At 48.8% G+C, this 20,456-nt stretch carries 16 protein-coding genes; 1 reads left to right on the top strand and 15 read right to left on the bottom strand.

Annotated elements, in window-relative coordinates; genetic code table 11:
• Positions 1-8: 8 nt before the first annotated feature.
• The 5 genes from QFZ80_RS07745 to QFZ80_RS07725 form a co-directional block, all read right to left on the bottom strand.
• Positions 9-998 carry a Gfo/Idh/MocA family protein gene (locus QFZ80_RS07745; RefSeq protein WP_307564060.1) on the bottom strand — a complete coding sequence of 330 codons (990 nt, stop codon included), beginning with the start codon at positions 996-998 and terminating at the stop codon, positions 9-11.
• 62 nt (positions 999-1,060) lie between these two features.
• The gene (locus QFZ80_RS07740) at positions 1,061-2,041 is read right to left on the bottom strand and encodes a Gfo/Idh/MocA family protein (RefSeq protein ID WP_307547714.1); all 981 of its coding nucleotides are present in this window, start codon (positions 2,039-2,041) and stop codon (positions 1,061-1,063) included.
• A 26-nt stretch (positions 2,042-2,067) separates the two neighbouring features.
• Entirely contained in the window at positions 2,068-2,910 is an 843-nt protein-coding gene (locus tag QFZ80_RS07735; RefSeq protein ID WP_307547716.1) for a carbohydrate ABC transporter permease, read from the bottom strand.
• 27 nt (positions 2,911-2,937) lie between these two features.
• Entirely contained in the window at positions 2,938-3,885 is a 948-nt protein-coding gene (locus QFZ80_RS07730; protein ID WP_307547718.1) for a carbohydrate ABC transporter permease, read from the bottom strand.
• Between the two features lie 63 nt (positions 3,886-3,948).
• Positions 3,949-5,400, bottom strand: a complete 1,452-nt coding sequence (locus QFZ80_RS07725; RefSeq protein WP_307547721.1) for an ABC transporter substrate-binding protein — start codon at positions 5,398-5,400, stop codon at positions 3,949-3,951.
• Positions 5,401-5,712: 312 nt separating this feature from the next.
• Here QFZ80_RS07725 and QFZ80_RS07720 point away from each other — a divergent pair, with 312 nt between their 5' ends.
• A complete protein-coding gene (locus QFZ80_RS07720) occupies positions 5,713-6,885 on the top strand; it encodes an ROK family transcriptional regulator (RefSeq protein WP_307558185.1) in 1,173 nt (390 codons plus the stop codon).
• A gap of 136 nt (positions 6,886-7,021) precedes the next feature.
• Here QFZ80_RS07720 and QFZ80_RS07715 read toward each other — a convergent pair whose 3' ends face one another.
• From QFZ80_RS07715 to QFZ80_RS07670, 10 genes are all read right to left on the bottom strand, one after another.
• On the bottom strand, positions 7,022-11,068 hold the full coding sequence (locus QFZ80_RS07715) for an FIMAH domain-containing protein (RefSeq protein WP_307558183.1): 4,047 nt from the start codon (positions 11,066-11,068) through the stop codon (positions 7,022-7,024).
• Between the two features lie 345 nt (positions 11,069-11,413).
• Positions 11,414-12,778 carry an MATE family efflux transporter gene (locus QFZ80_RS07710; RefSeq protein ID WP_307547726.1) on the bottom strand — a complete coding sequence of 455 codons (1,365 nt, stop codon included), beginning with the start codon at positions 12,776-12,778 and terminating at the stop codon, positions 11,414-11,416.
• 76 nt (positions 12,779-12,854) lie between these two features.
• Positions 12,855-13,658: a nickel import ATP-binding protein NikE gene (gene nikE / locus QFZ80_RS07705; RefSeq protein ID WP_307558181.1), complete on the bottom strand. Its 804-nt coding sequence runs from the start codon at positions 13,656-13,658 to the stop codon at positions 12,855-12,857.
• A gap of 4 nt (positions 13,659-13,662) precedes the next feature.
• Positions 13,663-14,589 (bottom strand): ABC transporter ATP-binding protein, encoded by a 927-nt coding sequence (locus QFZ80_RS07700; protein ID WP_307547729.1) that lies wholly within the window; start codon positions 14,587-14,589, stop codon positions 13,663-13,665.
• A 16-nt stretch (positions 14,590-14,605) separates the two neighbouring features.
• The gene (gene nikC, locus QFZ80_RS07695) at positions 14,606-15,436 is read right to left on the bottom strand and encodes a nickel transporter permease (RefSeq protein ID WP_307558179.1); all 831 of its coding nucleotides are present in this window, start codon (positions 15,434-15,436) and stop codon (positions 14,606-14,608) included.
• Between the two features lie 4 nt (positions 15,437-15,440).
• Positions 15,441-16,376, bottom strand: a complete 936-nt coding sequence (gene nikB / locus QFZ80_RS07690; RefSeq protein WP_307547732.1) for a nickel ABC transporter permease — start codon at positions 16,374-16,376, stop codon at positions 15,441-15,443.
• A 9-nt stretch (positions 16,377-16,385) separates the two neighbouring features.
• Positions 16,386-17,996 carry a nickel ABC transporter substrate-binding protein gene (gene nikA, locus QFZ80_RS07685; RefSeq protein ID WP_307558177.1) on the bottom strand — a complete coding sequence of 537 codons (1,611 nt, stop codon included), beginning with the start codon at positions 17,994-17,996 and terminating at the stop codon, positions 16,386-16,388.
• 355 nt (positions 17,997-18,351) lie between these two features.
• The gene (locus tag QFZ80_RS07680; protein WP_307558175.1) at positions 18,352-19,599 is read right to left on the bottom strand and encodes a DUF4153 domain-containing protein; all 1,248 of its coding nucleotides are present in this window, start codon (positions 19,597-19,599) and stop codon (positions 18,352-18,354) included.
• Positions 19,600-19,670: 71 nt separating this feature from the next.
• Positions 19,671-19,892 (bottom strand): helix-turn-helix domain-containing protein, encoded by a 222-nt coding sequence (locus QFZ80_RS07675; protein WP_307547737.1) that lies wholly within the window; start codon positions 19,890-19,892, stop codon positions 19,671-19,673.
• A gap of 10 nt (positions 19,893-19,902) precedes the next feature.
• Positions 19,903-20,385, bottom strand: a complete 483-nt coding sequence (locus tag QFZ80_RS07670) for a DUF2975 domain-containing protein (protein ID WP_307558173.1) — start codon at positions 20,383-20,385, stop codon at positions 19,903-19,905.
• Between the last annotated feature and the right edge of the window lie 71 nt (positions 20,386-20,456).

The following is a 20,456-nucleotide window of genomic DNA, read 5'->3' as shown; positions in this document are numbered from 1 at the left end:
ATTTCCTGCTAAGCCTTCACTCGTCCGCTTTCATCCAATGTAACCGGCTCACCCCGGCGAACCGACTCGTAAGCCGCTGCAGCGACAGCAGCCGACCGAAGGCCGTCCTTGCCGGTAATCGGCACTTCCCTGTTGCTTCTTATTGCATCGATGAAAGCCTGCACCAGACTGCGGTTCATATCGTCTCCCCAGTGGCTCCATTGGGCTTTCACTTTCTCATCGCTGTACACCTCGCTCTTCTGGCCAAAGGCATCGACGGAAAGCAGACCGTTCGTTCCTACAATCTCCATCGTAACATCGCCCCAGTAAGGGAAGGACTTCGTGCGCGACCAGCTGGTATCGATCGAAGCAATAACTCCGTTTGCAAACTTCACGTGCAGTATTCCGGCGTCATCCACTGGAATCTCATGAAACAGGGTCGCAGCTTCGGCGTACACCTCCATTACAGGACTATCCAACATCCAGTTGAGCAGATCCATGACATGAACGGAATGGTCCAGTAGGGCGCCTCCACCCGACAGCGCAGGATCAATGAACCAGCCTCCCGGCATGGCGCCTCGGTTCGAGCCTTTCACTGCAACGACCTCGCCGATGTCGCCCCTGTCAATCGCTGCCTTGGCCTGCACAACTGCAGGGAGGAAGCGGCAGGGAAACGCCGTCATCAGCCGGACTCCGTTCTTCTCGCAGGCAGCTACCATCTGTTCCATTTCCTCCACGTTCAAGCCGAGCGGCTTCTCACACAGCACATGCTTTCCAGCCTCCGCTGCGGAAATCGTGTGCTCGGCATGATAAACGTTCTCCGAGCAGATGACCACCGCATCACAGTCGCTGCTCAGCAGCTCACGGTAATCCGCGAAATAACGGATTTCGGCATCCTCCTGCAAATACGGCTCCACCCGGGCATGGTTGTCATCCGCTATGCCCGTAACCTTCACTCCCGGCAGCCTCTGGAGCTGGCGATAGAAGCCGGCAGCATGGCCATGAGCGAAGCTGATCATACCTATCTTTACAACGTTCGTTAACTCAGGCACTACGTCTCTCCCCTTCCTGTCCCTCTTCATCACTGTATACGTACCGGACGACCTGCGGCGGCGGATTCAATCGCGGCAAGGCCCGTCTGCAGCGCACTTCGGGCGTCAGCGAACGTTATGTCCGGCTCTGCGCCGGTCCGCAGGCATTCCACGAAATGAGCCAGCTCCAGGTAATACGGATTATGCATAGAAGGGCTTTTGGGAAGCCGAATAGCCGGGGTCTCCGGTAAATCGTTATTTGCCTTGAACATTTTGAGCGAAACGGCATCCTCACTATTAAAGCGGATGACTCCTCCGCTTCCCGCCAGGTCCACGCTAGTCGTGAAAGGTCCTGGAAATCCCCAATAGCCCTCGAGATGCGCAATCCCGCCATTTTCGAAACGCAGGGTAGTCAGAGCATAGTCGAGACCCTCGTGCCTGCGGTTCATTGCATACACGGATACAGCCTTCCCGAAGATGCTTTGGGCAAAATCAATATCGTGAATCATCAGGTCGAGGATCACACCGCCGCTGATGTCACTATTGGCGTACCAAGTCTTGGCAATACCCGGATTGCCGCCCATCCGTCTTGTATGCAGCACTCCGGGCTTCCCGACTACTCCTTCCGCAGCCTTGCGGCGAATATCGGTATAGCTTGGGAAGAAGCGTACCACATGCCCGATAAACAGCCGTACTCCGTGCTGCTCGCTGACAGCGGCCATTTCATCCGCTTCCTCGGGCGACAAGGCGATGGGCTTCTCGCAAATGATATGCTTCCCGTGACTGGCAGCCCTGAGAACAAATTCCTTATGCATATGAGTAGGCAGGCAGACGTCTATAACCTCCGGACCCGCCTCCAACACCATTTGATCGAAATCGAAATAAGCCTTTGTCTCCAAGTTCCCGGCAAGCGCCCGGGCGGCTTCTTCCTGCAGATCACACACACCGACAAGCTCAATACCGGGCATACTAATCCATTCGGCCCCATGAGTACGGCCCATTGTACCGCAGCCGATTATAGCAATCTTCATGCATTATTCTCCTTCATACTCTACATTTAACCCTTAACCGCACCTAAAGTGGCGCCCTGCATTATCATCCGTTGGAACAGCATGAACACAATGACGGAAGGTACCATCGCAATCGTCACCCCTGCAAACAACGTAACCCAATCCGCTGTAAACTCCATCATTTTATTGGCTTGGTACATCTGCACCGCAATCGTGTATTTCTCGGGATCGCTCAAATAGATGAACGGCCCCATGAAGTTGTTATAGTAGCCAAGGAATTTAAAAATCGCAACCGTAACAATCCCCGGAGTGGACAAGGGAACGATCACCCGCCAGAACACCTGGAAGATCGAAGCGCCGTCGATATGAGCACTTTCCTCCATGTCCTTGGGCAGCGACTTCATAAAGCCCCCGAGCAACATTAGATAGAACACACTCTCCCCCAGGGAGGACAATAAGATTAACCCCGTTAAGCTGTTCGTCAAATGCAGCTCCCTCATAATCACGTACTGAGGCACCAGGGCGTTAATCCCTGGCAGGAACAAGGAAAGCATAATAAGGCCCCAGATCAGCTGCCGTCCCTTAAACTCCATCCGGGTCAAGGCATAAGCGTTAAGTGTAGTAAAGAACAAGCTGACTACAAGGCTTCCGCCTACATAATAAAGCGTATTTAGCAGCGAACGACCGAAGCCATATTCCGTCCAGGCTGTTGTGTAATTGGACCACTGCAGCTTTTTGGGAAGGCTCCAGATGTCCTTGAAAAATTCCGGATTGGACTTCAGAGACTCATAGAACACCCACACTAGCGGAAACAGGATTGACAAAGCCCACACATATAGTACTAGACGCCACACGACGTCCATAAACGACTTTTTTTCCTTCAATCTCATCTTCTCCCTTCTTTAAAAAGTATGTTCCTAATACTCTACACCCCGGTTCGGCAGAAACTTATCCAACAGCAGTTTGGCCGTGATCAAGATGACGAACAGAATCATACCGACAGCGGATGCGTAACCGTAGTTGATGTACTCCGTACCGAAAGCAAGGTTGAACATATAGAGACCGATTACATCCGTAGAACCCGACGGGCCGCCATTAGTCATAATCAGAATAAGCTCGAAAGTCTTGAGCGTGCTGATCACGAGGAACAGCGCGCTGACCCGGACGACGGGCAGAATGAGCGGCAGCGTAATCTTGAATAGCCGCGTCATATGTCCTGCGCCTTCGAGAATAGCCGATTCATACAGCGACTTGGGAATGCCCGACATAGCATTTACGAAAATGATGACATAAAGACCGACGCCTCCCCAAACCCATGGAGGAATCAGCGCCCACAGTGCCGTACTATCGTTGCCCAGCCAATAAAAATGGTTCATGTCGATCCCGAGCAGCTTCAGGCCGCTGTTAAGCAGGCCGTATGTGCCGTCATATATGAACGCCCATAATAGAGCAACGACGACAATCGATAAAACGTTCGGAAAAAAAAACAGGATTTTCAGGAACTCATTTTCCACATAACTCTTGTATGTGACCAGATAAGCAAGCAGTAAGGAAATGAGCACGACCAGCGCCGGTACCGTCGCCATAAAAATAAGGTTGTGCTTAAGCGCCCGCCAAACATACTCGTCCTGAATCGCGGTAACAAAGTTGCTGAGCCCTACAAACTTGGAATCCGTGAGCCCGTCCCAATCCAATAACGCATAGTAAACGGATAAAACATTCGGAAACAGCGTGAATAGCAGATAGCCCCCGAACGGCGGCACGACAGCCATAATGAGAAAAATCCACTTCTGAGTCCGCGCTTTATCCAGTCCCATGCGGCCGGAATAAGAGGGTTTATCTTTCACTACAGTAGGTTCGGACAAGGGAAGTCAACTCCTATCAAGGGAAATGGAAAAGCGGAGAGGACCCCCTCCCCGCCTATAAACTTATTTCTTCTGAGCTTCTACGGCTTTCTTGAGCAAAGCGTCTGCTTCTTCGAGAATCGGCTTCGGATCCTGCTTGCCTAATACGATCTTTACCGTGGCTTCTTCCATCATCTTATTGGCTTTGGCCAGGTTCGGATCGGAAATGCTAATAGTTCTATGCGGCTTGTACGACCGGGCATCGTTATCCTTAATATACTTTAGAATCGCCTGCGCAGAGGTGGAAAGCTTCACGACTTTAGTCGCATCGTCAATCAAATCTTTTCTCATCGGGAGGGCGCCCGCTTTTTCTGCGGCGAACTGCTGGTTATCCAGCGTCATCAACCATAGAATGAACTCCTTAGACCACTTCTTGTTCAGATCCGGCTTGCCGGCCCACATGTATTGGAAGTTAGTAATTCCGCTTCGAATCCAAAGCTTTTGCTCCACCTTATCTCTGAACGGCACCGCCATAAAGCCCCATTTGAAGTCTTCCGGCGTGGTCTTCTTCATTTCGTTCTCCACATGGCTTCCTGTGGAAACCATCGCGGCCTGGCCTTGAATCACCTGCATCTGGGACTGGGTATGGTTTAACGCTGGCAATCCTTCCGGGAAGTATCCTTTCTTGCCAAGCTCATACAGGCGGTTCCAGTGTTCCAAGTTTTCCTCACTCGTAAATTGAGGTGTGTTGTAAGTTTTATAGTTTTCGATCACCTTATCTGCGTTTCCTTTGATATCGGCCAGCTCAAACAGCTTTGCAGGACCAAAGGCCCAGTCATAGTAATTAGGGTAAACTCCCGGGAAAGTAATCGGCGCCACGCCGTCCGCCTTAATTTTGGCAAGCAGGTCGTTAAACTCCGCCCATGTCTTCGGATTCTGGTTCCAACCCTTCTGTTCGAACAGCGTCTTATTGAAAAACAATCCGCCGTAAGAGCTCGAGGTGGCAAACTCGTATACCTTTCCCTTCACCTTAGTGAACGATTCGGCGAGGCCCGGCATCATGAGTTCCTTCACTGCTTTGCCCGGTACGTCCGGAAGCTTTCTGTCGAACAAATCATCGAAAGGCTCGAGCTTACCGGCTTCAGCCAGGGAAATGATACCTTGTGCTCCGGACGGCGGCGTCGTGTTGAAAATGTCGAACATGTCGTTGTCGTTGCTTGCTGAAATTTTCGTTTGAATCATATTCTTCATGTCCGCCGATGCGGTAACGTCGAAGGAAACGTTCGGGTATTTGGCCTGGAAGGACTTTACGGCATAATCGAACCATTCCCTTCCATAGCCTCCCATGAAGAAACCGACCTTCAGCGTCACTTTCTCTGTCTTCGGCAGCCCGTTTTCGTAGACTTCCTCTTTAGTCTGATTCTGAGGCTGACTTGCGGAAGGTTGTTCCGTTTTTCCTGTACACCCTGCAAGCAGCGAACCCGACATGGCAACAGCCAGGCTAAAAGCCGTAAGCTTTTCAAATTTGTTTCTCATACTGAAACCCCCCTTTAATTAATAAAAAAAATTGATTTATTAAGTATTAGAATACAGGGTAATTGTTTGGCGATGATTATCGTTTTGTAAGGGATCTGTTAAAAATCGCTGATTCACGTGGTATGAACACGTTTACAATTTACACCCAATTAATAAATCAATTTTATTTATTATTATCCTACCTGTTTTTTCTTTTTGATACAATAGAAATCTTTCGACAAAAATCCCTGCCTTTACCCAGTAATGACCTGCGTGGTAAACTAATTTTTACTAAGAGAATAAACGTGTTCAGTTCAAGGAAGAGGTCGACTTATGTCCACATTGAAACATGCAAGCCACACGCTGCTTAAATCCATAAATCAGCAGAAGGTGCTGCATCTGATCTATTCGGAATGTCCGATCTCCCGTGTAGAGCTAGCTGGAAAAACCGGACTTAGTCAGCAAACCGTCACCAACATCGTCAACCGCCTTCTCGAGGATCAAGTGATCATCGAAGGCGAACCGCAATCCCTTGAGAGCGGCAGCGGTCGTAAGCGCGTTCCCCTGCTGCTTAACGGTTCCCGATTCAGTGCGATCGGCATTGAATTGTCAGGCACATCGGCACGGGGAGCGGTATATAATTTTCAGCACGTCCGCTTGGCGGAAGCTAAAATGAAGGCAGACCGTTACGAGACCGAAGAGGACTTGCTCCGGGTGATCCGCAGTGTGATTGACAAACTCATAGGCCAGACCCCTGACCCTACCTGCCTGAAGGGAATCGGCTTCAGCGTCCATGGACTCGTTGACTCCTCCGAAGGCATTCTGCTTCGCTCGCCGGGGCTCGGCTGGAAGCGGATACCGCTGGCGAAGCTGCTGGAGGATGAGTACGGGCTGCCCGTCTTTCTGGAGAATGACACCAATCTGCTTGCGCTCAACGAGAATATGGGCGGAAGTCTGATCCCCTCCAAAAACAATGTGACGCTTAAATTAGGCAACGGCATCGGGGGCGCCATCGTCGTAGATAAGCTGCTGGTCACCGGCTCCTCCTTCGTAGCAGGCGAGTTAGGCCACTATAAGGCGTTTATGCCGCCCTACGATTATGAGTGCTACTGCGGCGGCAGAGGATGCCTAACCACTTTGGCATCCTCAAGGGGCTTGCTGCGAACGCTTGGCAGGAGTGTGGAGCAGTTCAGTGAAGCTGTCCGCGCCGGAGACCCCGAGACTGTTCAGCTTTACGAGATGGTGAGGTCAGCGATCGTTTACGCCGTTGCCAATATCGTCACCCTGCTCAACCCGGACCGGGTTCTGCTCACCGGGTTCATGCTGCCGGTATGGGGGGACTCGTTCGTTGACGAACTCAAAGCGCGAGTGATGGCCCAAGTGCCGGAAACGTGCCGGAACGTAGAGTTCCTACATCTCACCGATGTAGAGGACGAGACTGCACTGGCCGTCGGGCTTGTCCTGCAGAGCGTGTTCAAGATCCCGCTTGACAGCTTGTCGCTGTGACTCGCAGTTACCGTTCGGTTGTACTTCAGTAAACTGGAAATATAGGGTTACGGACGATATTTTCGCAACAAAATCCCCTGGAAGAGATGAACAAATCTTCCAGGGGATTTTCGTTAATTTGTTCCTTACAAGCAGGTTATCCGCCCCAGATGCGAAGCAGGGCCTCAGCTTTATCATTCAGCCACTGCCGGGCGTCCGCTGACGCCAATTCCTGAAGCGCTTTATTATTGAGGTGCTTAATAAAGTCCTCGATCTTCTTGGCTGCCTCATCCTGCTGTCCCTTCTGCACATGGCTCTCCGCCTGGCTAAGCACATTCTCCAGCTGTTTGGCCAGCGGATGGGTGACCTTGCCGGAGGTAATCAAGCGCTGAAGGCCGTTCTGCAGAGCAGGCAGATCGATCAATGTTTTAAGACTTACCGGCTCGCTGAGATCAGATACCGCTCCCGACGAGTGTACGGCCTTGACCTGGAACATATAGGCCGTATCCGGCTCCAGTCCCGTTAAATTGTACACCGTGCTGGTCACCGAGGTGATGGCCCCTTGACTGCCGTACACCTGGTAGGTCACGCTGCTTCCGTCAGATGCTGTTGTTGGGGACCAGCTCAGTTGCGCCGAAGCCGCGGTCACGTTTGCCACCTTCACGCCTTGCGGCGCTTCAACGGTTAGGCGGGTGCGGAAGGACCAAATATCCGAGTACGTCCGTCCGCCGAAGCTGTCCTCCGCCAGTGCGTACCATTCATAATTCGTACTGCCTTTCAGGCTGTTCCAGTTGACCATGGCTGTGGAACCGCTGGCCGCCTGCGCCGATCCAATCGCATCGTTAGCGTACACTTTTACCGTCATCGCGTCGGTCGCCACTCTTTTCACCATCGGCTTCAGATCCACCGAAAGCTTAAACTCATCCTTGCTCGGATCGTAATAATTGTAATCGTCCAAATACGGCGAATACGTATTAACATAGACGGTATCCGTCTCCGTATCAAAATGCAGAAGCTTCAAATATCCATTTCCGCCGTTCGGAATGCCCTGATAATCGTTAAGAATCTGGTACACTTTGCGATCCGGCTGTCCGTCCTTGTTATCGTCAAGCTGGTCGGTACGCAGCGCACTTCCGGTGAAATGACCGCTCATGACCATCCATACGTTAGGATTCGGAACTACTACTTTCTGGTAAATCTCGTTGCCAGTTGCGGATCTTGTTGCGTTATTTTGCAAATAATTATGAACCACAATAACCGCTTTACGATCCGGATACTGCTTCAGAACGCTGCTCATCCAATCCATATCCTCATCATTCATGCCCCAGCCCATATAGACGAAAATAAAATCGTTGCCGCCTGCCGATATCAGGTCATAGTGACCTTTGTTATCTTTGTACGACTCTCCGTAGTAAGGCTTATCCTTAAAGCGGTTCTCTCCGAAATACTTAGAGAATTCCGAGTAATCCGGCACTGACGTCGCTCCTCCGTCGAACACGTCATGGTTGCCCGCGACTAAACCCCAAGGAATTTGGGCGTCTTCTACCACCTTCATAAACTTATCCGCACGTTCCCACTGTCCTTTGATGCCTGCAGAGTTTACAATGTCCCCCACTTGCATCACATATTGAATATTCATCGATTCTTTGGCATCGCGCAGGAAATTGACTTGGGACTCAAAATATTCCGGCTGAATTTCCGCGTAGATCTGTGTGTCCGGTATAGAGGCAATGGTAAAATCGTACTGCTCACGGCGCGGAATCTCATCCTGAATCAGGACTTGGACTTTGCCATTTCTTGCATAATTGCCGCCGTCCACCGCCGCAGAGAGGGTAAAGTCTTCCTCGGAAACGGCCACTGTGGACGCTAGGGAATCCCACTTTGCCGCAGTATAATTCCATGCGTACAAACCTACTTTACGCCCCTTGAGCGAATGCCCTTCCCAACTTAGCTCGAGAAGATCGCCGGCGCCGGTTTCCGCCCCCGCTTCCACTTCAAAGCGCTGATAAGGAAACTGTTCAGTAGAGTCCGTAGTGACGTAACGGTCATCGGAGGCTCCCGCGGCTGTTTGTTCTTCAGCGGTCAGCTGAGTTTCTCCAGCACTCGTCAAGGTCAGAGGAGGCTCTACATCAGCCGCATGCTTGTAAGCGGTCACTCCCGCGTCCGCGGCGGTGATCTTTTGCCCTTTAAAGAACTTCACGTTCAGCGGGTCGCCGGTCGGATCGGAAACCGATACCTGCAGGCTCACGTTCGTTTCCGTATCCTGTTCACCGTCCGACGGCGCCGCAAGGAGCGGCTTACCCGGAAGCTCTGCAGGCGTTGTGAACTTGATCGTTTTCTCCGTCGATTTGCCTCCGGCGTCTACAGCCTTAAGCACAAGATTATGCTCCCCCGGTGTGAGAGCCGCAGAGGAGGTGGAATACGGAACCTCAATGAGCTTGCCATCCAGATTCACCTCGAAGGATTTGACGGAGGAAGCCACATCCGATGCGGAAGCTTGTATCTCAAAAGCCCCTTTGTAAGTACTGCCTTCCGTAATATTCGCAGTTACAACCGGACCTTGATTGTCTACAATCACGCTCGCTGTGTCCTTGCCGCCGTCAGGCAGAGTCACCTCGACCCGATGAGATCCGTCAACGGCTGCTGCGGTATTCCATCGGTAAGAGATCCCGTCCCAATAGCGCTCGGGAATCGTGAAGTTGAAGTACACTACCGGAAGGAAGCGTCCGTTATCTCCCATGTCCAGTATGGTTGCCGGGTTCCCATATTTCGGGTCGCGGATGACCGTACCGTCCGCCAAAACAAGCCGGACATTGCGGATATTGAAATCATCCAGGCCGGGCTCCGGCTGGTTCTCATAATAAGGTCGGATTGATGAACCCGCTCGCAGTGCAATCGGATTCGCCTGACCGTACTTGAACAAATCGGGCCGTACCGGCACTACCATGGTTTTGTAATCATTGGTTTGGAACGGAATCAAGTGCAGCGTCTCGCTGCCCATGGTGGTCACGTTCTGCCCTACATTTATGTCGTCCGCTTCAAATACGAAATAAGCCGTTTTCTCCAGGGCTCGTTCCGTTGGACTGACAGGCTGGCCGTCGATCGATAGCGACATGGACCCTGCGGTGGTAGACGAACCGATCAGAACCCGCTCACCGGATAGAACATTGCCATCAAGAACGTTCAGCGCAGGGCTTTTCTCATTCCCGGCCAGGCTGATCGTTCTCGGAGCCGTTGACGTTGCGTTGAAGGTATCGGATGCTTGGAAATAGTAGTCGAGCGTCGGGCTCCCGAACCATTCCATCATCTCTAGTGAGTAGCGGAAGCGTCCGTCGGCGCCTCGAGGCAAGGTTACCATTTTATAATTCGTCGTCTTGTTGGATTTATAGTATAGATTAACGGACGCAAGTAGACGATCATCTGCCGCTTCGGCCATCAGCTCAATCGGCTTGATCAGATCAATGCCGGAGTGATCCGTAAGATCTTTTACCGACGGCGGGACAGGGTCATTCACAGTAAGGACTGGCTCTGCCGATACGTTTTCCGGGTTGAAGGTTCCCGGGGAGGCCGGCAACGTCTTGGAGCTGAGCTTCTTCATATCGAGACTGCCGGCGTCCGGAACGCCGTACTCGATACTCAGATCAGCCGCCGTATCGATCACGCCTGGGTTAAAGCTCGCGCGTACAATGTCGGTTCCTGTATTAGTAGCCACCACGAGGGTTCTTTCCCTCAGGTTGTTAAGACCGCCGGGAATCCGGACAATGTCTTTATTTTCAACGAGCGAGGTTTGAAAATGCTGATTAAAGTCAGCCACCGTCTTGAGCTCCCCTGACGCCGTAACCGCCCAGAAAACCATGGCCTGCTTAGGCTGGATGATAATCTGTTTATCGGTGTAAGGCCGCCAGAATAAATCATGGCCGGGCTCCCCCGGGTACCTGTATAAAATAGAATAGTCCTTGAAGTCGATCGGCTGGTCGCTGTTGTTATAAACCTCTAGGTACTCGTAGGGATCCTCTCCCAGTGCATCGTCTCCACCGGAGTCAGGGACCATTTCAGTAATGAGCATGCGGGGGATTCCAGCTGCCGCTTCGATGGCGGCTGCGCTTTCTGCAGCTGCAGGGCTGCTAAGCGGCAGCAGAGAGCCGGCGGCAAGCTGTGTGGCCATCAGGTAGGTGAAGCAGCGGGTTAACAGTTTCTTTTTCACTTGTTAGTCATCTCCTTGTTTTCAATTTTCTCAATGATTTCGAAGTACAGGAAATAGCTCCATTCGTGTAGTTAATTAATAAATCTATTAGATTTATTAATTACTGATAAATATCATTCGCTATCAATGCCACGTTTCCTCTTTGTTTTTGTAAAGGTTTTATTGAGATATGGAGATAGGTTATATCTGATGGGTGTAAGCAGAGCCGCAGCATATTTTGATAGCGGAGATTCCTGTTTAAGGTGCGTTGACCGCAAATGGGGTACAATAGTTTATTCTTCAAACTGTGGTTTTTGAAATGGACAGCAAAGAGACCTCCGTTTTCCGGAGACCTCTGACATCTACTCATTTAGTTGGTATCGTTACTTCTTGTTTTAAGGAATCATGGTTGTAAAACAGTATGTTTTCGAGTTTCGGAACAAATGCGACCAGAAGCAGCGATCGGGTTAAAGAGAAAACAAGAAAAGCAATCCAGAGTCCGTCGTTATGATAGTTATCTACTAACAAAAACCGAGCTGCCAGAAATGCAATAAACGCTCCGATCATCGAATTTCGAATGGGACGGGTGACAGAAGAGCCCGTAAATACGCCATAAAAAACAAGACCCAAACTGGATATAAACGGGAACCAGATAAGCCACACGCTATAACGATTTGCCAGTTCGGCTACAGTGTCTAAGCCAGTGAAAAGAGAAATAGCTTCTTCCTTAAGTAAATAAAATAGCATTGCGACAAATATGGACGCGAATAAGGACCATTGCCATGATAAAATCACCGTCTTCCGGAAAGTCTCCCGTTCTTTCGCCCCTACGGCTCTCCCTGCCAAAATACTGCTTGCATTCGCTAAACCATCAAAGAAATAAGCCATGATAAAATGAATTTGAAGAAGGATCGCATTGGCCGCCAATAAGTCCGTACCGAAGGAGGCTCCTGCTGACGTGAACATGTTGAAAACAGCCAATAGACAAGCCGTTCGAATAAGCAGGTCACTATTGACCATCATACTCTTTTTCATCTTGGAGAAAGAAACCGTCCTTCTGAACCTGCTCCAGTTCAAATTCAAGGGGGCCAGACGAATAATGCAGCCTATCCCCAGTAAGAGCGCGGCTCCTTCTGCAATAACCGTAGCTGTTGCAACGCCGCCGACTCCTAATTGAAAACCATAAACAAATAAAATACAAAGTAAGATGTTGATCAAATTCATCGTGATCTGCAAAAACATCGAAAATCTGATCTGCGCCATCCCCATCAGCCAACCCAGAATAACATAGTTAATCAAAGTAATGGGCGCACCCCAGATACGTATGTAAAAATATTGAGATATAAATGCTTTGACATCATTTTCAGGATTAATTACATTCAAACTGACTTGTAAAATCGGCCATTGAAGCGCAATAAACAAAATGCCAAGTAGCAAAGCAAGCATAAGCGGCCGCATCAGCTCTTCACTTTGCATGTCCCTATCCCCTTGACCCAAGGCCTGAGCTGCAAATCCGGAGGTGCTGACGCGCAGAAACCCGAATAGCCAATATAAAGTATTGAATATAAGCGTACCCACTGCAATCCCGCCCAAATAAGCGGGGTTCGAAAGCTGTCCAACTACAGCCGTATCCACCGCTCCCAAGATAGGCGTCGTCATTGTTGATAAGGTGAGGGGCAGCGCCAACTGCAAGTAAGTTTTATGATTTAATGTCAGGCTATGCGTTTTCATCCAATAAACCAATGTCGCCTGGTATAGGCGTTCCTTTCCTTGGAAAAAAATGATTGTATGAAGTAGAAATCTTGGCTTATCGAAGGACTAGCCCATATGGACGAATGGGCAGCACCGCCTGCAGCAGTCGCTTGCCGGCAGGGTGTCGCAGTTCGTCAAGTCGTGATGCGTCGTCCAGCGTTTCGACGATCTCGCCGTGTTCCATGACGGCCACACGATCAGCGAGCAATCGAACGGCTGCCAAGTCATGCGAGATGAACAAGTACGACAGCCCGTATCGTTCCTTTAACTGTCCAAGCAGCCGCAAAATGCTCGATTGCACGAGTACATCCAGACTATTAACCGCTTCGTCCAGCACAATCAGCTTCGGTTTGAGAGCAATCGCACGGGCAATGCAAATCCGCTGCAATTGCCCGCCACTGAACTGATGCGGGTATTTCCCGGCATCGTCGCCACGCAAACCGACCACTTCGAGCAGTTCGCGCACACGCTGTAATTGCTCGGATGCCGTCATACGCTCATGTACGCGCAGCGGCTCGGCAATAATTCGAAGTGCGGTCATGCGCGGATTAACCGCGCTATGGGAATCCTGAAACACCAACTGCATGTCGCGACGCAGCTGCTTACGCTCTTTGGCCGAGACCTGATGCAAGCTGCGGCCAAGGAACGTTACTTCACCGCGGTCCGGCTGCTCCAAGCCAAGCACAATTTTGCCCAACGTACTTTTGCCTGAACCGCTTTCACCAACGAGTGCAAGACACGTTCCTTCATCGAGGCGAAGGGAGACGTTCTTCACCGCTTCAATCACGGTGCGGCGACTCCAAGCGAACTGTCTTGAACGATACGTTTTCGAAACATCATTTAATTCCAATACACTCATTATTTCACCTGCTACTCGATTTTGTGATTCGCACCCAATGCCCCGGTGCCACTTCGACCAAGGAACCGTCCGCGGTGTCATCCTCTTCTGCGCTAGCGGGCGCCGTCCCGTTCCAATCATTCACCGAAGCCGCAAGTTCGCCACTGCCCTCCCGCGCCGCCAACAGCGCCTGCGTATACGGATGACACGGACGGTTAAATAGGAGCTCAGCAGGTCCTTTTTCCACCAGAATGCCCCGCCTCATCACGGCCACTTCATCCGCAAGCTTTGCTATGACACCAAGGTCATGCGACACGAGCAGCATACTCGTGCCGCTTTGTTCGCGCAGCATTTGCAGCTCTTCCAATATCGCCAGCTGCGTCGTCGTGTCAAGAGCGGTCGTCGGTTCATCGGCGATGAGCAGCTTCGGATTCATACAAGCGGCAATCGCGATCATGACACGCTGCAGCATCCCCCCGCTTAGCTCAAAGGGGTACATACTCATCAGCCGCTCCCCATGCGGCAGTCGAAATCGCTGAATTTGGGTGAAAGCAAGCCTATGCGCTTCCGCTTTTCTCATCGGCATATGAGAACGAATCGTCTCGATAAAGTGATTGCCGATAGTCACAATCGGATTAAAAGCAGCCATTGGATTTTGCATGATTAAGGCCATATCTTTACCGCGCAGTTTACGCATTCTCGCCTCAGGCAACTCAAGCAGTTCCTTGCCGCAAAAACGAATGCTGCCCTTAACCTGCTGTTTGGCACTAGATAGGCGGAGAACCGCCGAACATACCATCGTTTTGCCGCTGCCGCTCTCACCGACAATGCCTAACACATGTCTCTGCCTTAGCGTCAAACTGATATTGCTTACAACACGCTTCGGCCGCCCGCCATGAATGGGTAGATCGACTTGTAAATTACGAATGTCCAGAACGACAGATTGTTCCATACGAAGCTCCATTCTATTAACTTAATTTCGGATCAAGCGTATCACGCAGCGTATCGCCGATCCAATTGAACGCCACAACCGTAACGAAGATCATCATCCCCGGGGCGATCATCAGCAGCGGATGGCTGCCCATCAATGACTTGCTGTCGTTGATCATCATGCCCCATTCGGCCATCGGAGCCTGCACACCTAACCCAAGAAATGATAATTCCGAAATTTGTAAAATAATCGAGCCCATCTGCAAAAACTGAAGCACAATGATTTGCGGCAGCACGAACGGCAAAATGTGTTGAAACATAATACGGATGCCGGAAGCCCCGGTTATTTTCGCTGATAGCACGTAATTTCGTTCCTTTAAGCTAACGACCATCATCCGAATCATCCTCGCGTAGCCGACCCAATGGACGGCGACCATCGCCACGACCAGATTAACCACGCCACCGCCCAACAAGCCAACTATGGCCAATGCGAAGATCAAGCTTGGGAAAGCTAAAAACAAATCGCAAATGCGCATTAAAAGCTGATCGAGCCAACCTCCCATATAACCCGCAGCGATTCCGATAATCAGGCTCAGTACAAGTGTAATGGCTATAACGACGAAAGCCGCAGCGAGCGATACGCGCGCACCGGCAATGATTCGCGACAAAACACAGCGACCCAGATGATCTGTGCCGAGCGGATAATCCCATGAAGGCGGCTGTAATTTGTGTATAATATCGACCTCATACGGATCGTGCGGCATAAGGTGCGGTGCTAGCACGGCAATCATCACCAGTATTAGCAAGCAGCCCCCGCTAATCATTAGCGCCTTAGGCAGATGCAGCTTTAGTCCTATACGTTCGCCCATGTCGTCACTCTCCTTTCTCTCGAATGCGCGGATCGACGATTGCGCAGACCATGTCGGCGAGTAAATTAATGACGACAAAAAAGACGCCGATCACCAAAACAAAACATTGGACGACCGCATAATCCCGATTCATCATCGACTCGATCAAGTAGCGACCGATGCCCGGTATTGCAAAAACATTTTCAACGATGACCGTTCCGCCCAGCAAATGACCAAGCGTAATCCCGAGCGACGTTACGATAGGCAGCAGTGTGCTCTTCCCTACATGCCGGACGATGATAAGCGGTTCCCGCACCCCGCGAGACCGAGCGTACCAGACGTGCGGCTGTTCCATATGTTCGAGCATACTCGTTCGTATCAGCCGTATATAATACGTGCTGTAAATGAGCGCCAGCGTCAACGACGGCAGTACCATATGCGCCAAAGTACCCCGTCCCATAAGCGGTAGTAAATCCCATTTGAATGCCAACCAATACATCAAAATAAAAGCTAACCAAAAACTCGGCATAGAGGCAACTGCAAATATGCTGATCCGGGTAATCCGGTCAAACCAACCGTTATTGCGCACCGCAGACCAGATACCTGCGGGTACGCTGATCAGAAAGATCAACACGAGAGACACAAGCCCAAGCTGAGCCGTCACCCTAAACCGTTCTTCCAATTCGGTCCATACGGGCTTTTTCGATATAAAAGATGTGCCAAAATCAAGACGCACCGCATGACTTATCCACTGGGCATATTGCTCGAACAAAGGGCGATCAAGTCCAAGTTCCTTGCGCGCCGCATCAAGCGCGGCTTGCGTAATGGGAACCTTAGACAAATTCAAGTAAGCTTCCGCCGGATCAACAGGGATAAGGCGGATTAACAGAAAGGCCACAACCGTTATTCCCATAATCACAAGCAGCATACTGCCAATTCTTCTTGCTAAAAAGGTAATCATGAACAGCACCTACTTGATATCAAATGCTTTAAACGGAATTTCAAACTGCATCGGATAAAACGAAACACCGCTCACATTGTTATTCGCGACAGCCACATTTACCGTATAGGAGATCGGCAAGTACACCGCCTGCTCATGCAATGTCGTCAGAATGTACGTGTACAGTTCTTGCCTTGTTTTCTCATCGGTGCTAATGATAACTTGAGAAATTTTATCATCAATCTCTTTTTTCATCGGTAAGCCTGCTTGAGCTTGATAGTCGGCATGACTCAATTCGCGCATCGAGGCTACAACCGTATGCGGATCATAGGGAATGCCCCAGGTTTCGTTGAAGGCCAAGTTAAATGCGCCCTCTTTCTGCCGGTTCGTGAACGCTTGCCTCTCTTCGCCTATCATATTTCCTTTGATCCCAATTTTACGCCATTCCCCTTGCATATACTCAAAGATCGTCTTTTGTACTTGGTCGTTGCTATCATAGACGAGATCAAGCTCCAGTACTTTCCCGTCTTTTTCACGGAATGGTTTACCGTTTGCCAGCTTCCAGCCCGATGCATCCAGCAGCGACTTCGCTTTTTCCAAATTATACTCGTAAGGCTTCAAATTCACGTTGCTGTAAGGTAGCGCAGGTGAAAACAGCGTGTCCGCCGGCTTCTCGACACCGTTGAGCACATGCTCGATAACAGTCTTTTTGTCAAACGCATATTCCAGGGCTTGACGGACATTTAACTCCCGCGTAGGACCTTTGTTGGAGTTCACCGCCAGCACTCGCGTGGAGAGCGGCTCGGAGACAAGAGTCTGGTACTTGCCTGTATCCTTCAGCGATTTGAATGCATTCGGGGTCAGCTGACCACTGCCGAAAATCATATCGATTTCCTTCTTCTCCAACGCCATCGCACGGGCTTGCGGATCGGGAATGATCTTGATCGTCACTTTATCCAGCTTCGGCTTCTCTCCCCAGTAATGTTCGTTGCGCGTAAATACCGCTTGTTCATCTATTCTATAGTCAGTCAGTACCCAAGGGCCCGTTCCTATTGGCTTTTTGATCGTCTGGGCCGTGCTTCCGTCATCAGGGAAGCCAGCATTACCGAGCATACGCAGCGGACGAATAAGCGAAAGCTCCTGCAAAAACGGATAGTATGAATTTTTCAATTCGATCTTAAAGGTTTGTGGATCGACGATTTCCGTATTTTTGATTTCATTGATCGATCCTAACCAACTGTGGCGCTTCCCATTCGCCAGCAGGGCATCGAAGTTTTTCTTCACATTCGCTGCATCAAGTTCCGAACCGTCTGAATATTTCACGCCTTTGCGCAAATGAAACGTATACGTTTTACCATCTGGTGTAATATCCCATTTTTCTGCCAAAGAAGGCTGAATATCGCCCTTTACTCCGTACTGCACAAGCGGCTCATACACCATCGCCTGCGCGAATAGTTCATTCGGAGCATAAAGATGCGGATTTAAGCTGCCAATATCCTTAGCCCAAGACAGCGTAATTGCTTTCGGTTTTGCTGCCTCTGTCTGTGCAGTCGAATCGATTTCCGCAGGCTTGGCACAGCCGGCCAGCATCGTCGTACATACAACCCCCACCGCGAGTATTCTTGTTCCCCATAGTTTCATTATTGTTGCTCCTCCACACCATCTATGTATGTTAATAGTAATAATTACTATTGTAGTTCGATTTAAAGTACATATCAAGACTCTAAGTAGCTATGTACCATCTTTCGTGTGACAAAATTGTGAAGTAACGATGAACGATACTTACGGATAAAGCTAAGTAAAGCTCTGACAACAGCCTTTCTCCCAATTATCTTTTTGGCTACCTTGTGGTAGTTAGATTTATATCATTTGTTTAGGATTAATGTCCGTTACTTTAATGAACTAAAAAAGGAGCTGCCACGATGCAAGCTCCTTCACTATCGTTCCTCGTTAGTGGAACGAACCATATTTTATGTAGACTGGAATTATAGTTTTTCTAATAAAAAATTAAAGGAAAAGTAAATGTAACGAAAGCTGCCCAAAGTCCGTAGACCGGCAAATACTTAGTAACGGCATCTTGGATGGATGAAGGTCCGGTTTTGTTTTGTAGAAAACGCATATAGGAGAGCATAATCCAAATTAGATTGGCCCAGATAAGTATGTTTACGCCTAAAACAGCAAGTCTGTTGGGCGTAATCCCATAAGAAGTAAGCCTGAACACTATGGCTGATAAAGCCACACTGTCAATGAGAAGAGCAAGAACAATTAGGGCAAAATTTATATAATCAGAAATGTTCTTTTTCTCGTCTGTGCCACTTTCGGTAATGGAGAATATGGTGACGGCCAATACACTAAGGAGTATTCCGTTGAAAGATAAGAGGAAATTGCGGTCCAAGAATGGATTTTTCCCGACCCAAATAACCGTTATAAGATAAACCAACAATGTTACCAATACAAGAGGACTAAAAATTTTGGCTATATAGGGTGCTATATTTTTAGCAAGTTTAAGGTTCCTAGATACGAGGTATGTAGCCACAAGAGTGAGCGCAGCAGCACCAAATAAAACGACATTTTTAAAATAGAATTCAGATATATCCATGCCTACAAATCTAAATAACTGCATGGTTAATGCTGTTAGCAGCATTCCACTAATCGCCATGCTGGCGTAGAGTATGCAAAATTCCCCATTGAATTTAAGATAGGCTAATTTTGTGCTGCCTCTGCCATATTCATTTCCTGTAAATGCAAGCCCTAATAATACCCACAAGAATATGGGTAGGTGTATATTAGCCAGAATAATACTGTCTTTTTGCTCTAGTGGCAGCATATTCAGATAAAACCCGGAGATTAGGAATGACGATACTAGGGTGTAAAGAACAATTTTTTTCGGGGTATTATTGTACACAAAATAGATGGAAATTAAGGGAAGTATACCAAATACAAGGTTAATAGGGGCTATATCTTGCTGTTCGACAAAATGAAAAATGATCCTTGTGCTAATCCCGGCCAGAATTGCTAAAATCCCCATGGATAAGAAATCTTTCTGAAGCAAGGAAGTTTTTTCTGTATGTGCCGTCTCTTTAAAATGCAATCTTTCATACCAAATGGCAAGAACCTGCGAATCAGGGTTCTGTTCCCAGGCGTATGAGAATGACTTTTTAAAAGCTTCGGGTTCTTTTCTAAACATTCTCTCCAGCTCATGGGGATTAGCCATATTTTCAATAATCAGATTGTTAATATCCATGGTTATACCTCCCCTAATAATTGTCCTATTAAGTCCTACTTTCCTCCACAATGTTTATTAACCAAACTTTATTATGCTTGCGTGTCTTCGTCACTTCTGTATTCTAAAATATCTCCAGGCTGACATTCTAAAGCCTTACAAATCGCCTCTAAAGTTGATAATCTAATCGCTTTTGCCTTTCCATTTTTCAATATAGAAAGATTAGCCATCGTTATTCCAACCCTCTCCGAAAGTTCTGTAACACTCATTTTCCTTTTAGCCAACATCACATCAATATTGATTATAATTGCCATGTTATTCACCTCAGACTATTAAGTCATTTTCTGATTTTATATCAATAGCCTCTTTTAAAAGTCTTTGGAGAACAGCAGCAAAAACGGCAATCACCATGGAGGCAAAAATCATGACCAGTCCGATTACTATGATACCTGGGGCATCGTCTTTCTCCGCCACGAGATAGAAGAGTGGCATGCCTACTACATACAAGCTGCTGAATGTGATTGCACAGTATTTTATATTCTTTAAAGCTCGAACAGATAATTCAGAGAAAGCCTCGTTCTTGTCAATATAGCTTAAAAGTTTAAAAGCTTGATACAGAGCAAAGTAAAAAGGTATCGCCGTTGCATACAAATCAATGAAAACGAGATATTTCAGATAAGGAATATCTGGATACAATTCTGCTGCAAAATTCCCTATCTCAGGCACCAAAAATATGCACAAAGCAAGAACTGGGATTCCAATAAGAATAACAGCTATCTTTAAAAAGAGTGTTGTTCCTCGTTTCATAAAAAGCACCTCACCTATTTATTGTTAATTTGACTTTAGCACATAATTTATCGTTTATCAATATATTTTAG

This window comes from Paenibacillus sp. V4I7 (assembly GCF_030817275.1).
Classification (GTDB): Bacteria; Bacillota; Bacilli; order Paenibacillales; family NBRC-103111; genus Paenibacillus_E.
This window is presented reverse-complemented; position numbering and strand designations above follow the sequence as displayed.

What these genes read in the sequence shown, in the direction of transcription:
- QFZ80_RS07745 (WP_307564060.1), bottom strand. Translation starts at nt 998, where the DNA reads ATGATCAGCTTCGCTCATGGCCATGCTGCCGGCTTCTATCGCCAGCTC.
- QFZ80_RS07740 (WP_307547714.1), bottom strand. Translation starts at nt 2,041, where the DNA reads ATGAAGATTGCTATAATCGGCTGCGGTACAATGGGCCGTACTCATGGG.
- QFZ80_RS07735 (WP_307547716.1), bottom strand. Translation starts at nt 2,910, where the DNA reads ATGAGATTGAAGGAAAAAAAGTCGTTTATGGACGTCGTGTGGCGTCTA.
- QFZ80_RS07725 (WP_307547721.1), bottom strand. Translation starts at nt 5,400, where the DNA reads ATGAGAAACAAATTTGAAAAGCTTACGGCTTTTAGCCTGGCTGTTGCC.
- QFZ80_RS07720 (WP_307558185.1), top strand. Translation starts at nt 5,713, where the DNA reads ATGTCCACATTGAAACATGCAAGCCACACGCTGCTTAAATCCATAAAT.
- QFZ80_RS07710 (WP_307547726.1), bottom strand. Translation starts at nt 12,778, where the DNA reads ATGAAAACGCATAGCCTGACATTAAATCATAAAACTTACTTGCAGTTG.
- nikE (WP_307558181.1), bottom strand. Translation starts at nt 13,658, where the DNA reads ATGAGTGTATTGGAATTAAATGATGTTTCGAAAACGTATCGTTCAAGA.
- QFZ80_RS07700 (WP_307547729.1), bottom strand. Translation starts at nt 14,589, where the DNA reads ATGGAACAATCTGTCGTTCTGGACATTCGTAATTTACAAGTCGATCTA.
- nikC (WP_307558179.1), bottom strand. Translation starts at nt 15,436, where the DNA reads ATGGGCGAACGTATAGGACTAAAGCTGCATCTGCCTAAGGCGCTAATG.
- nikB (WP_307547732.1), bottom strand. Translation starts at nt 16,376, where the DNA reads ATGATTACCTTTTTAGCAAGAAGAATTGGCAGTATGCTGCTTGTGATT.
- nikA (WP_307558177.1), bottom strand. Translation starts at nt 17,996, where the DNA reads ATGAAACTATGGGGAACAAGAATACTCGCGGTGGGGGTTGTATGTACG.
- QFZ80_RS07680 (WP_307558175.1), bottom strand. Translation starts at nt 19,599, where the DNA reads ATGGATATTAACAATCTGATTATTGAAAATATGGCTAATCCCCATGAG.
- QFZ80_RS07675 (WP_307547737.1), bottom strand. Translation starts at nt 19,892, where the DNA reads ATGGCAATTATAATCAATATTGATGTGATGTTGGCTAAAAGGAAAATG.
- QFZ80_RS07670 (WP_307558173.1), bottom strand. Translation starts at nt 20,385, where the DNA reads ATGAAACGAGGAACAACACTCTTTTTAAAGATAGCTGTTATTCTTATT.